This window comes from Kribbella capetownensis, from assembly GCF_004331485.1.
In the GTDB taxonomy this organism is placed as follows: domain Bacteria; phylum Actinomycetota; class Actinomycetes; order Propionibacteriales; family Kribbellaceae; genus Kribbella; species Kribbella capetownensis.
This window is the reverse complement of sequence record NZ_SJKD01000005.1, coordinates 502,026-514,974: the sequence shown is the minus strand read 5'-3', so window position 1 is coordinate 514,974 and position 12,949 is coordinate 502,026. Positions and strand designations below refer to the sequence as shown.

10 protein-coding genes are annotated in these 12,949 nt (G+C 69.4%); 1 reads left to right on the top strand and 9 read right to left on the bottom strand.

Going from position 1 to position 12,949, the window contains the following annotated elements; all coding sequences use genetic code 11:
- Window positions 1–36: 36 nt before the first annotated feature.
- Complete coding sequence (locus E0H75_RS24100; protein WP_131515890.1) at window positions 37–714, top strand: GntR family transcriptional regulator; 678 nt, start codon at window positions 37–39, stop codon at window positions 712–714.
- Here the strand turns inward: E0H75_RS24100 and E0H75_RS24095 are convergent.
- The 9 genes from E0H75_RS24095 to E0H75_RS24055 form a co-directional block, all read right to left on the bottom strand.
- Window positions 696–2,453: a gamma-glutamyltransferase family protein gene (locus tag E0H75_RS24095; protein WP_131515889.1), complete on the bottom strand. Its 1,758-nt coding sequence runs from the start codon at window positions 2,451–2,453 to the stop codon at window positions 696–698. The two genes, E0H75_RS24100 and E0H75_RS24095, sit on opposite strands and share 19 nt — an antisense overlap.
- Window positions 2,450–3,433, bottom strand: a complete 984-nt coding sequence (locus E0H75_RS24090) for an ABC transporter ATP-binding protein (RefSeq protein WP_131515888.1) — start codon at window positions 3,431–3,433, stop codon at window positions 2,450–2,452. The genes E0H75_RS24095 and E0H75_RS24090 overlap by 4 nt, the downstream gene beginning before the upstream one ends.
- Window positions 3,433–4,440 (bottom strand): ABC transporter ATP-binding protein, encoded by a 1,008-nt coding sequence (locus E0H75_RS24085; protein ID WP_131515887.1) that lies wholly within the window; start codon window positions 4,438–4,440, stop codon window positions 3,433–3,435. Before E0H75_RS24085 ends, E0H75_RS24090 begins: the two co-directional genes overlap by 1 nt.
- Window positions 4,437–5,318: an ABC transporter permease gene (locus E0H75_RS24080; protein WP_131515886.1), complete on the bottom strand. Its 882-nt coding sequence runs from the start codon at window positions 5,316–5,318 to the stop codon at window positions 4,437–4,439. The genes E0H75_RS24085 and E0H75_RS24080 overlap by 4 nt, the downstream gene beginning before the upstream one ends.
- Entirely contained in the window at window positions 5,318–6,271 is a 954-nt protein-coding gene (locus E0H75_RS24075; protein ID WP_131515885.1) for an ABC transporter permease, read from the bottom strand. Before E0H75_RS24075 ends, E0H75_RS24080 begins: the two co-directional genes overlap by 1 nt.
- Before the next feature lie 49 nt (window positions 6,272–6,320).
- A complete protein-coding gene (locus tag E0H75_RS24070; protein WP_238163237.1) occupies window positions 6,321–8,015 on the bottom strand; it encodes an ABC transporter substrate-binding protein in 1,695 nt (564 codons plus the stop codon).
- A gap of 183 nt (window positions 8,016–8,198) precedes the next feature.
- Window positions 8,199–8,699, bottom strand: a complete 501-nt coding sequence (locus E0H75_RS24065; RefSeq protein ID WP_238163236.1) for a GNAT family N-acetyltransferase — start codon at window positions 8,697–8,699, stop codon at window positions 8,199–8,201.
- Between the two features lie 183 nt (window positions 8,700–8,882).
- Window positions 8,883–10,082 carry an SWIM zinc finger family protein gene (locus E0H75_RS24060; RefSeq protein WP_131515884.1) on the bottom strand — a complete coding sequence of 400 codons (1,200 nt, stop codon included), beginning with the start codon at window positions 10,080–10,082 and terminating at the stop codon, window positions 8,883–8,885.
- The gene (locus tag E0H75_RS24055; RefSeq protein ID WP_202873139.1) at window positions 10,079–12,919 is read right to left on the bottom strand and encodes a DEAD/DEAH box helicase; all 2,841 of its coding nucleotides are present in this window, start codon (window positions 12,917–12,919) and stop codon (window positions 10,079–10,081) included. Before E0H75_RS24055 ends, E0H75_RS24060 begins: the two co-directional genes overlap by 4 nt.
- Between the last annotated feature and the right edge of the window lie 30 nt (window positions 12,920–12,949).

The following is a 12,949-nucleotide window of genomic DNA, read 5'->3' as shown; positions in this document are numbered from 1 at the left end:
ACCGTGCTTCGGAGCCGACGGGGAGAGGAGCACCGGGTGGATCAGCCGGGTGGGGCCAGGATACGGACGATCGGTGCGGACCATGTCGCCTTGCGCGAGCAGGTTCTGACGGAGCTGCGTCGCCGGATCGTGGACGGCGAATACGGGCAGGGCGAGCGGTTGACCGAGACCCGGCTCGCCGACGACTTCGGAGTGTCGCGCAACCCCGTGCGTGAGGCGTTGCGCGTGGTCGAGGCCGAGGGCTTCGTCCAGATCCTGCCGCGACGCGGTGCGGTGGTCGCGACCCTCGACGACACCGCGGTGCGCGACCTGTTCGCCGTACGGCAGCAGCTCGAGACGCTGGCCGCCGGCCTCGCCGCCGAGCGCGCGAACGCCGACGACGTCGCGCGGTTGCGGCGACTCCTCGACGACGCGAACAAGGCCAGCGAGGCCAAGGACTTCGACCAGCTCGCCGAGCTGAACAGTGCGTTCCACCGTGCGGTGATCGAGGTCAGCGGCAACCGCTGGCTGCACTCGATCTCCACAGCGATGTATCACCACGTCCACTGGGTGTTCCGGGTCGGCGCGGCCCAGCGGGCGCCACACTCCACCGAGGAGCACATCCGCCTGGTCGACGCGATCGCCGCCAAGGACCCGGAGGCCGCCAGCACCGCAGCCGGCCTGCATGTGGCGGCTGCGGCGAAGGCGGCGCTCGGTCAGCGTCCTACCGCGTAGCCCTGCATCCCGCGCGGGTTGGCGGCCGCGGCCAGCACGCCATCCGCCTCCTTGCGTACGGCGCACAGTCGGCCGAGGCTCCACGCATCGCCTTCGGTGACGACGTGCCCACGGCGTACCAGGTCGTCGCGGACGGCCGAGCCGAGGCGACTCTCCATCACCAGACCGCCCGGCTCGGTCGCTCGCGGGTAGAACGACGACGGGAAGCCCGTGGTGTGCCAGGCGGGCGCGTCGATCGCTTCCTGCAGGTCCATGCCGTCGCGGAGGTGGCGCAGCAGGAAGAGCAGCTGCCACTGGTCCTGCTGGTCGCCACCCGGCGAACCGCAGGCCATCACCGGCTGCCCGTCGCGCAGTACGAGCGTCGGCGTGAGCGTGGTCCGCGGACGCCGGCCGGGCGCGAGCGACGCGGGCAGTCCGTCCTCGAGCCAGAACATCTGTGCCCGGCTGCCGAGACAGAACCCGAGCTCCGGAATCGTCGGCGACGACTGCAGCCAGCCGCCGCTGGGCGTGGCGGAGATGATGTTGCCCCAGCGGTCGATCACGTCGACATGACAGGTGTCGCCGCGCGTCACGCCGTCCGAGGAGACGGTCGGCTCACCGGTCGTCGCGTCGCCAAGGTCATTGCCCACGGCAATCGAATGCAGCACCGGCTTCCGGCCGTCCGGACGGCCGGGACGAAGCTCGCGCGTTGCCTCCGGGCCGACCAGCTTCGCCCGCTCCGCGGCGTACGCGGGGGAGAGGAGCGTCTTCAGCGGTACGTCGGCGCCGTCGCCGTACCACGCCTCGCGGTCGGCGTACGACAGCTTCATCACCTCGACCGTGGTGTGCACGCCGTCCGCGCTGTCCAGGTCGACGTCGCCGAGCTCGGCCAGTACGGCGAGCGACTGCAGCAGACCCGGACCTTGGCCCCAGGGTCCGGTCTTGGCGACGGTGTAGCCGTTCCAGTCGAGCGTGGCCGGGTCTTCCCAGGTCGCCTGGAACGCGGCCATGTCGTCGCCCGTGATGAGCCCGGCGTGGTCCTCACCGCTGGAGTCCCGATGCGGCAGCTTGGAGAACTTGTCGACAGCCTCGGCGACGAAGCCCTCACGCCAGGTCTTGCGAGCCCGCTCGACCTGCGCCTGCCGATCCGCGCCGGCTGCTTCGCCCTCGGTGACCAGTCGCTCCAGGGTGGCGGCGTACGCCTCGTTGCGGAACATGCCGGTCGGCGGCCGCCCGTCACGCAGCCAGAGCGCGGCAGACGTCTTCCAGTTCTCCTCGAACAGCTCCTGCACAGTGCCGACCGTCTCACCGACCCGCGGCACGAGCGGGTGGCCGTTGCGTGCGTAGTCGATGGCAGGCTCGAGTACGACGCGCAGCGGCAGTGTGCCGTGGTCGTGCAGGAGGAGCAGCCACGCGTCGACTGCACCCGGAACCGTCGCCGCCAGCGGTCCGGAGCCGGGGACGAGGGTCAGACCGAGCGAGGTGTAGTGGTCGATCGTCGCGCCGGCCGGAGCGACGCCCTGACCGCACAGCACGCGCGGTGTGGGGTCGTCGGCGGTCGCGATGATCCCCGGCACCTCACCACCAGGACCGTTCAGGTGTGGCTCCACCACGTGCAGCACGAACCCCGCGGCCACGGCGGCGTCGAACGCGTTGCCGCCGAGCTCGAGGATGCGCATCGCCGACTGGGAGGCCAGCCAGTGCGTGGACGAGACCATCCCGAACGTGCCGCGCAGCGTGGGCCGGGTGGTGAAGGTCATCGGGCAACTCCCTCTCCTGTACGAACATCGGGACCGGTGCCGTTGTCGTCGACCAGATGACAGGCGACCTGGTGTCCACCCTCTCCGATCACGCGCGGCTCCGGGATGACTGTCCGGCATGTGTCGACCGCTACCGGACATCTGGTGTGGAATCGGCACCCGGACGGCGGGTCGATTGCCGACGGCAGGTCGTCGCCGAGCAGCACGGGCTTGCGCGCCCGCTGCTCGGCCGGATCGGGCACAGGCGCGGCGGACAGCAGCGCCTGCGTGTAAGGATGCGCCGGTGCGCCGAAGATGCGCGAACGCGGGCCTTGCTCGACCAGTTGGCCCAGGTACATCACGGCGACCTCGTCAGCCAGGTACTCGACCGCGGACAGGTCGTGGGTGATGAACAGGCAGGCGAAGCCGAGGTCGCGCTGCAGGTCGGCCAGCAGGTTGAGGACGGAGGCCTGGACCGACACGTCCAGTGCGCTCGTCGGCTCGTCCGCGACCAACAGACGTGGCTCAGAGATCAGAGCGCGAGCGATGCTGACGCGCTGACGCTGCCCACCGGACAGCTCGTGTGGTGAGCGCTGCGCGACCTCTGGGCGCAGTCCGACGCGGCGCAGCGACTCGGCCACCTTGGTTGAGATGTTCTTGCGGTGCATGAGCCGCAGCGGTTCCCCGACGATGTCTCCGACGGACAGCCGCGGGTCGAGCGAGCCCGCCGGGTCCTGGAAGACGATCGACACGTTCCGGCGGTGTGGACGCAGTTGCCGGCGGGTGAGGTGCGTGACATCGGCATCGGCGAGTCGGACCGTCCCACCGGTCGGCTCCAGCAGCCGGACAATGCAGCGTCCGACGGTGGACTTGCCGGAGCCGCTCTCACCAACCAGTGCGACCACAGAGCCTTGGCGGATCCGCAGCGTCACCCCGTCGACGGCCCGGACCGGTCCGAAGTGCATGACGAGGTCTTCCACCTCCAGAGCGAGGGTGCTCATCAGACCTCCACTGGTTCTCTGACCGGGTTCCAGCACGCGACCCGGTGGTGACCGGGTGTCAGGTCCGGCTCGGTCGCCGTACAGGTGTCGATCGCTCGCGGGCAGCGGTCGGCGAACGTGCAGGCGTCGGGCTGTTGGGTGAGGACCGGCACCAGACCCGGGATCTCGTTCAGCCGGTGGCTCTCCGCGTGGCGACCGGCCGCGGGCGAGGCACCCAGCAGACCGGCCGTGTAGGGGTGTTGCGGGTGCGCGAACAGTTCGTGCACCTCGGCTGTCTCGACGACGCGTCCGGCGTACATGACCGCCACCCGGTCGGCGAGGTCCGCGACCACTCCGAGGTCGTGTGTGATCAGGACGATGCTGGTCCCGAGCCGTTCGCGCAGTTCGCGCAGTACGTCGAGGATGCCGGCCTGGATCGTCACGTCGAGCGCGGTGGTCGGCTCGTCGGCGATCAGCACCTTCGGATCGCAGGCGACCGCCATCGCGATCATCACGCGCTGGCGCATACCGCCGGACAGCTGGTGCGGGTAGTCGCTGATGCGGCGTTCGGCCGACGGGATGCCGACGAGCTTGAGGAGCTCGATCGAGCGGTCCCGAGCAGCCTGCCGGTTCAGTCCGATGTGCGTGCGGAGGACTTCGCCGATCTGGTGCCCGACGGTGAAGACAGGGTTCAGCGATGTCATCGGTTCCTGGAAGATGTACGCGACCTCGCGCCCGCGGATCGTGCGGAGGGTGCGCTTGTCGGCGCCGATCAGCTCGACCCCGTCGAGCCGCACCGAGCCGTCGACCGTGGCCGTGCGGGGGAGCAGCCCGGCCAGGCTCATAGCGGTCACGCTCTTGCCGCAGCCCGACTCGCCGACGACCGCGAGCACCTCGCCGTCACCGACCTCGAAGCTGACCCGGTCGACGGCCGACACCGGGCCGTCCTCGGTGCGGAAGGTGACCGAGAGGTCGTTCACCTGGAGAACCGGAGCTGTGCTGATTCCTGGGGTGATTCCTGCGGTCATCGGCGGCTCGCTTTCGGGTCGAGCGCGTCGCGCAGGCTGTCGCCGACGACGTTGAACGCCAGCGTCAGCAGCATGATCGCGACGCCGGGCATCACCGCGGCCCACGGTGCGCGGGACGCGAACTGCTGCGCGTCGGCCAGCATCGTGCCGAGGCTGGGAGCTGGTGGTTGGATGCCCAGACCGAGGAACGACAGCACTGCCTCGCCCAGGATCGCGGCCGGGAGTGCGACCGTGGTCTGGACGATCACCACCGAGGCCGCGTTCGGCAGGATGTGCCGGCCCATCACCCAGGCATCTCCGGCACCCTCCACGATCGCGGCGGCGACGAAGTCCAGGGACTTCAGCCGCAGCGTCTCGGATCGGACGATCCGGATCATGCCGGGGATCTGCGCGATCCCGATCGCGATCGCCGCGTTGCCGAGGCTGGCGCCGCGGATGGCAGCCAGTCCGACGGCCAGGATCAGGAACGGGAACGCGAGCACGAGATCGGTCATCCGGGAGATCAGCGCGTCGATCGACCGGAAGTACCCGGCCAGCAGGCCGAGCGGTACGCCGACCACCAGCGAGGTCGCGACCGCGAGCAGTGCGACGTGGAGCGAGGCCCGGAGCCCGAACATGATCCGGGACAGCACATCCCGGCCGAGGTCGTCGGTCCCGAGCAGATGTCCCGGCGTGCCCGGGGGAGCGAAGGCCTGACCGAGATTGGTCTGGGTCGGTTCGTGCGGTGCAAGCCAGGGGGCGAACACGGCCATCATCACCGCGATCACGAGCACCACGAGTCCGCAGATCGCGAGCGGGTTGCGGAGGATCCGCCGTACTACCTTGCGGCGGTTGCTGCGCAGCGGCGTACCGGCGGTGATTGCTTCGGCGACGGCCATCACGCATCACCTCGCACGCGGATGCGCGGGTCGATCACGGAGTACAGCAGGTCGACCAGCAGATTGATGACGATGTACGCCGTCGCGGTCACCAGGACGACCGCCTGGATCACGGGGTAGTCGCGCTGGAAGACCGCGTCGACGGTGAGCTTGCCGAATCCCGGCAGGGCGAAGATGCGCTCGGTGACGACCGCGCCGGAGATCAGCGCGCCCAGCTGCAGGCCGACGATCGTGACGACCACGATCAGGCTGTTGCGTAGGGCATGTTTGCCGATCACGGACTTGGGTGGCAGGCCTTTCGCCTCGGCCGTCCGGATGTAGTCGGCCGAGAGGGCATCCAGCATCGACGATCTGGTCTGCCGCATGATGACCGCGGCGAGGCCGGTGCCGAGGATCAGCGCCGGCAGCACCAGGTGGTGCAGGTTGGCGGCCGGGTCGCTGAAGAACGGCACGAATCCGGACGCCGGGAAGAGGCCGAGGGCAACGGACAGGTAGAGGATCGCCATCAGGCCGAGCCAGAAGTGCGGCACCGACAGACCGAGCAACGCCAACGCGTTGGCCGCCCACTCGGACGGACGGCCGCGGCGAACCGCCGCGACCACCCCGGCGCCGACGCCGATCACGCTGGCGATCAGGATCGCCAGCACGGACAGCTCGATCGTCACCGGCAACGCGCTGCCGATCATCCCGCGCACCGGCGCACCGGTTCGGATCGACTGGCCCAGGTCGCCCCGGGCCGCGTGACTGACGAACTGCCAGAACTGCACGAGCCACGACTGGTCCAGCCCGTACTGCTGCCGGATCGCCCGCAACGACTCCGGATCCCGGTCCTCGCCGGCGAGGGCGAGCGCCGGGTCACCCGGCAACGCCCGGACGCCGGCGAAGACCACGATCGTTGCCAGTACCAACGTGACGGCCGACTGCCACAGTCGATGGAAGAGGTATCGCCTCACGAACCCCACCACCTCGCTCGGTCCCGCCGCCCGCGGGCGGAGAGAACGCTCACTTCGCGAATCCGGCGAACGCCGTCCGGATCACGCCGTCCGGGAAGGTCTGGACACCCAGGAGCTTCTTCGAGACGCCGGTCAGGTTGCGCTGGCGGTACATGTAGATCAGCGGGTCGTCCTGCTGGAGCTTGCTGACGACGTCGCCGTACAGCTTGATCCGCTGCGCCTTGTCGGTCGACTGCCGCGCGTCGGTCAGCAGCTTGTCCACGTCGGGGCTGCTGTAGCCGGCGACGTTCTGGCTGCCCTCCGAGCCGACGAAGTTGTAGATGTTCGCGTCCGGGTCGACCCGGCCGGACCAGCCGAGCTGCAACAGCTCGAACTCACCACGGTCCTGCTGGTCGAGCAAGGAGGCGTACTCGACCGGCTTGATCTCCAGCTCGAACCCGCCGTCCTTCACCATCGCCTGCAGCGCCTGCGCGAGGCGCAGACTGTCCGGGTTGTTGGAGGTGATCATGCTGACTTTGTACGGCGTGGGTACGCCGGCATCGGCCAGCAGTTGCTTCGCCTTCGCCGGGTCGTGCGGTGGGCAGACCTGCGCGGCATCGGAAGTGAACTCGCTCTTCGGCGAGACCGGCGAGCAGGCGACCGTGTTCAGCCCGTTGAAGATCGACTTCACCAAGGCCTCACGGTCGATCGACAGCGCCAGCGCCTGGCGGACCCGCGGGTCCTTCGCGATCGGGGTGTCGAGCTGCTTGAGCGGCTTGCCGATACCGTTCGCGTTCGCGACGTTGATGGTCAGGCCCTGGTACCCCAGTGACTGCGACTGCAGCACGGTCATCGTGCTGTCCTTCTGCAACTGCGGCGCGTCCTGCGTCGACAGCGAGTCGGCGATCTGCGCGTCACCGGACTTCAGGTTGGCCGAGCGAATGCTGGAGTCGGTGATGATCCGGTACTCGATCGCGTCCAGGTGCACCTTGGCGGCGTCGTAGTACAGCGGGTCCTTGACCACCTTGATCGAGTTCTGCGCGACCCGGCTGGCGAACTTGAACGGTCCGACACAGACCGGCGCGTTGGAGAAGTTCGCGCCGAGCTTCGACACCGCGGCCGGGCTCAGCACCATGCCGGCCCGGTCGGCCAGCGCGGCGGTGAGCGGGGCGAACGGCTTCGACAGCTTGATCACCACGGTGTTCGGGTCCGGCGTGTCGATCGAGGTGATCGGGCCGAGTTCGCTCTTGCGGCCGGAGCCGGCGATCGTCAGACCCCGCTCGATCGAGATCTTCACCGCGTTCGAGTCCATCGTCCCGCCGTCGGCGAACTTCACGCCCTGCTTCAGCGGGATGGTCAGGCTCAACCCGTCGGCCGAGATCGTCGGCAGCGCGGTGGCCAGTTGCGGTACGACCTTCGCGTCCGGGCCGAGGTCGTACAGCTTCTCGCACATGGTGTGGAAGACGTAGCGCGAGTACAGGCTGCGCGACAGCGACGGGTCCAGCTTGTCCGGGTCCGCGGACAGCGCGACCGTGAGCGTGCCGCCCTGCTTGACCTGTGCCGGATCGGCCGGGTCGCCGAACACGTCCTGGCCGCCCGCCGACCGGGTTTCCCCGCCCCCGTCGTTGCCGGCCGGTTCGACGGGAGAACAGGCCGTCCCGACGAGCGCCAGCGCGATCACCCCCACCATGGTTCCGGCGACCATCGGCCGGCGGCGGTAGCTCCTGCTGGAGCGGTTCAGTAAGAACGGAAGTCGACGAGTCATCGCGTGCTCCTGAGTAGGCGGTCCTGTCGACTGTTTCATGTATACAAGGCAGGTGCGCAAGTGATTCGGCGAGTTTGGCTGAACCTTTTGCGACCGCCCGCCGTACTCACTGTCGAACGTTCAAGTGCCGACCGCCGCGGGGCCGCCGGAGACTGCGTTACGCCCCGGCGGCTCCGCGGTCGATCAGGTCGTGACTGGTAACTTCAGGTGACCAGTGGGCGGTCGCTGATCACCGAGGGCGAGCGTCATCAGGTTCGGTCCGTCGTACTGCGGATGGTGGATGCCGAACTCGGTCGCCTGCCGGAATCCGAACCTCGGGTAGTACGTGTCGTGACCGAGCACGACGACGGTCTGCTCACCACGATCACGTGCTGTGTCGAGCGCCGCGATGACGGCCGCGCTCCCTGCGCCTTGTCTCTGGTACGCCGGAAGTGCGGCGACCGGGCTCAGGGACAGGATCGGGATGTCGCCGACGTAGGCGCGGGTCAGGAGCGCATAGGCGACCGGTTGGTCGTCCGGTGTGGTTGCCACGAGCGACAAACCCGGGAGGATGGCATGCGGGTTCGAGCGCAGGGCATCGAGGAAGTCGACCTCGAATTGGCGGCCGAAGGCCTGCCGGGTGATGTCACGGACCGTGTCGGCGTCGGCCGGCCTCTCGGCGCGGGTGTTCCAGGTGATGGACAACGGAGAATCCCTTTCGGGCAAGGGGTTCCGCCGGTCTGTGTCAGACGGAACCCGGGGTGAGTTGGATGAGCGTGTTGGCTGCCGGACATGCGGCAGCGCTCGTTCGCGCCGACATCAACTCACCTCCTCGATGCTCCGAAGTTCCCGCCACCTTAGCCACGTTGTCCGGTGGTCGCATCGGATTTACGGCTCGGTCGCCAGGGCGGTGAGGGGATCGGTGGTGGCGGGTGCTGTTGGGGTCCAGGTGTTGTCGACCAGGCGGTACGGATGCCAGCGGCCGTGGTGGTCGAGTCTCAGCTGGGTGTCCGGGCCGAGGGTGAGTTGGTTGCCGAGGACCTGGATGGTGAGCTCGTCGTCGGCGGCCAGCAGTTCGGTCCTGGCGCGGGCGAGCTCGGCGGGATCGGGGGTCCAGGTGTGCTCGAGTACGTCGAGTCCGGGTGCTCCGCCGTACCGCCAGGCTTGGATGCCTAGGGCAAGCTCTTCCTGTCGTCCGGTTGCGTTGGCCAGAGTGTCAGTCAACTCGGGGAAGTCCGCTGCCAGTCGTACTGCGTCCTGCCATTCGTTGAGCCGCTGCGGCTCGGCTGTGCCGTTCAGGAGTGCGTTCAAGAGCGCGCGAGCCCGCCGAGCCGCGTCCAGCACGAGCATCGGCAACGTGGTCGGCCCGAACCCTGCCGGCGCCTCGATCCCACTCACCGCCAGCTCGTCGACCACGACCTTTCTCGGCAGCTCCGGAACGTCGGGCAGCGCGCCGACAGGAGTCGCAAGTACGTCGTGCAGTGATGCACCTGCTTCGCCGGCTTCGTCAGCCTCGTCGGCCGGTGCTGTCTGGCTCCTCGTCTGCAGTTGGTCGAGCAGGTCGTCGCGGGAGGCGCCGCGGAGAAGGAGGAGGACGAACGGGTCGGAGTCGAGCAGCCAGGCGACCTGGTAGCACAGGGCGGCCGCGTGCTGGCAGGGGAGTTCCCAGCCGTCGCAGGTGCAGCTGGGGTCGAGGTCGCCGATGCCGGGGAGCAGCGAGACGCCCGCGTCGGCCGCCGCTTCCACGAGGTCGTGCGGCATCTCGCCGTCCAGGAGTGCCGCGATGTGACCAGCCCGAGCGGCCACCTGATCGAGGAAGCGGCTCCGGTCGGCGTCACTCAGCTCGTCGACCTGGACGACGGCCTCGAAGGTGTCGTCGGGGGAGTAGACGGTCGCCGCGATCCGGCCCGGGCTGATCGTGATCGTCCCGACCTGACCGGAGTTCGCGTACTGCCGTCCCTTCCGCAGTTGGCCGGAATCCAGCGAGGTGTCCTCGAGTGCCTGCACCCACGCCCGCGCCCACCACGAACGCCCTCGCGTGCTCCGCCGCTGCGCGGGAAAGGCCGGGAATCCCTGAGCCTCCGTCATCGCGCACCCCTCAGCTCCACGAGGTCGGCGAGTTCGGTGTCGGACAGTTCGGTGAGGGCCGCCTCGCCTCCGGTCAGGACGGCGTCGGCGAGCTCGCGTTTACTGCTCAGCATCGCGGCGATGCGGTCCTCGATGGTGCCTTCGGCAATCAAACGGTGCACCTGCACCGGCCGCGTCTGCCCGATCCGGTACGCCCGGTCCGTCGCCTGATCCTCGACCGCCGGATTCCACCACCGGTCGTAGTGCACGACGTGATCCGCCCGAGTCAGGTTGAGTCCGGTCCCAGCGGCCTTCAACGACAGCAGGAACACCGGCACCTCGCCGGCTTGGAACCGCTCGACCATCTCCTCACGCTTCGGCACCGGCGTCCCACCATGCAGCAGTTGCGTACCGATGCCGCGGTCGGCCAGATGTCGCTCGAGCAGCCGCGCCATCGCGACGTACTGCGTGAAGACCAGGACCGCGCCGTCCTCGGCCACGATCGTCTCGAGCAGTTCGTCGAGCAGTTCGAGCTTCCCGGATCGTCCGTCCAGGCGCCCGTTGTCGCCTTCCTTCAGGTACTGCGCCGGGTGGTTGCAGATCTGCTTCAAACCGGTCAGCAGCTTGACGATCAGCCCGCGCCGAGCCATCCGGTCGCTGGCCTGCACCTCCGTCATCAGCTCGCGAACCGTTGCCTCGTACAACACCGCCTGCTCACGCGTGAGCGACACCGGCTGATCGGTCTCGGTCTTCGGCGGGAGCTCGGGCGCGATGCCGGGATCGGATTTGCGGCGCCGGAGCAGGAACGGCCGCACCAGCTTCGCCAGTCGCTCCGCGACCTCCTCGTCCTTGTCCGCCTCGATCGGCGCTGCCCACAGGTTCCGGAACGTGCCGAGCCGGCCGAGCAACCCCGGCGTCGTCCAGTCGAGGATCGCCCACAGCTCGGACAGGTTGTTCTCCACCGGCGTGCCGGTCAACGCCACCCGCGCCTGCGACGGCACGGTCCGCAACGCCTTCGCCGTACTGGACGACGGGTTCTTCACATGCTGCGCCTCGTCGGCGACGACCATCGCCCACCGATGACCAGCCAGCCGTACGGCGTCGCGCCGCAAGGTCCCGTACGTCGTCAGCACGAAGCCGTCCTCGGCGTCGTCGAGTGATCTCGAGGAGCCGTGGAAGCGGCGTACCGGAGTGCCTGGCGCGAAGCGCTGGACCTCGCGCTCCCAGTTGCCGAGCAGGGACGCCGGACAGACGACGAGAGTCGGACCGGCTGTTGCCGGCGAGTCCTGGCGGTGCAGGTGGAGCGAGATGAGGGTGATCGTCTTGCCCAGACCCATGTCGTCAGCCAGGCAGCCGCCGAGTCCGAGCGAGGTCATCCGGGAGAGCCAGCGCAGACCGCGCAGCTGGTAGTCGCGCAGGGTGGCGTGCAGTCCGGCCGGCGCCTCGATCGGCTCGTCGGCGCGGTCGGGGTCGGCGATGCGGGCGCGCAGCTCCGCGAGCCAGCGGGTCGGTTCGATCGTGACTTGGCGGCCGTCGATCTCGGCGCTGCCGGTGAGCGCTGCGCCGAGGGCGTCGATCGCCGTGACCGGTTTGAGGATGCGCTCGCGGGCCTTCCGCGCCAGGTCGGGGTCGATCAGCATCCACTGGTCGCGAAGCCGGACCACTGGTCGGGTCGCTTCGGCCAGCTTGTCCATCTCTGCCTCGGTCAGTGGCTCGCTGTCAGGGTCATTGCCGAGGGCAACCTGCCAGCTGAAGTCGAGAGTGGCGTCGCCGCCGAAGAAGCTCGGCAGATCGCTGGGCGGTCCGTCCGACGATGTGATCGCGGCCCGAGCGGTCAGCGCACGACCGAGGCTGCGTGGCCAGTGCAGGTCGACCCCGGCCGCCGTCAACCGCTGCGCGGAGCCCGCCAGCAGTTCACCGACCTCCTCATCGGCCAGCTCCATCCGATCCGGTACGGCGGAGTCGAGCAGGCGACCCAACGCCGGCCAGGCGCGCGCCGCCCGCCGGATCGCCAGCGTCGCGTCGATCCGCGCCCGCGGCCCGAATCCGGCGACGTCCTCGGCCCAGACGTCGTACGCGTCCCGCACCAAGGTCGGGTCCTTGAGGCTGTGCAGTTGCACGACCGCCGAGAACGCCAGCGACTCGGCCATCTCGATCCGCAACGAGATCCGCACCCCGGTGTCCAAGCCTACGGACACCTCGTCAGCCCACGACCGCAACCGCTCGGCCCGCTGTGGCGCCGACGCCGCGAACAGCCCGGTCTGATGAGCCTTCGCCGCGGCCGGCGACCGCGGCATCCCATCCGCCACCGCATCCACAAACGCCCGAACCAACTCCTCAGCCACAGGCAACCGCACCGCACCGCCAGTCCCGCCCGACCGGGACCCGGGAGCGGCCGATGGGCCGCCGGGCGAGGCGGATTCGAGGGGGAGGGCCCGGGCCGACGGTGGCATGGCTTCGGCGAGTTTGAGGAGGCGGGTGACGTCGGCGGCGTCGAGTGGGCCGGCGCGCCAGGCGTCGTGGCCGCCGGGTGAGACGCCGGGCAGAAGCTTGCCCCGGGCCACCAACTGCAGTGCGATGAGCGAAGCGCCGCCCCAGAACGCCGCGGACGGGTGGGCGCCGGGCGCGCGCCGCGCACGGCCGAGCACCGGCACGGCCTCCGCAACGGTCAGCTCGAGCGCACGGACCGACCGCGGCTCCGCGTCGACGACCAGCTCTAACTCCGTCTGCTCACCGACGCCCAGCGGAAGCTGCCCACCGTCCGGATCCCAGAACGCGATCCGGCCTTCCCGAGGCGGGTCCGCCGGCTTGAACACCACCGCACACCCCACCAGCTCCTGCTGCCCCGTACCCGCCAACCCGACGTCCTCCCTAACCACGGCTCAAGA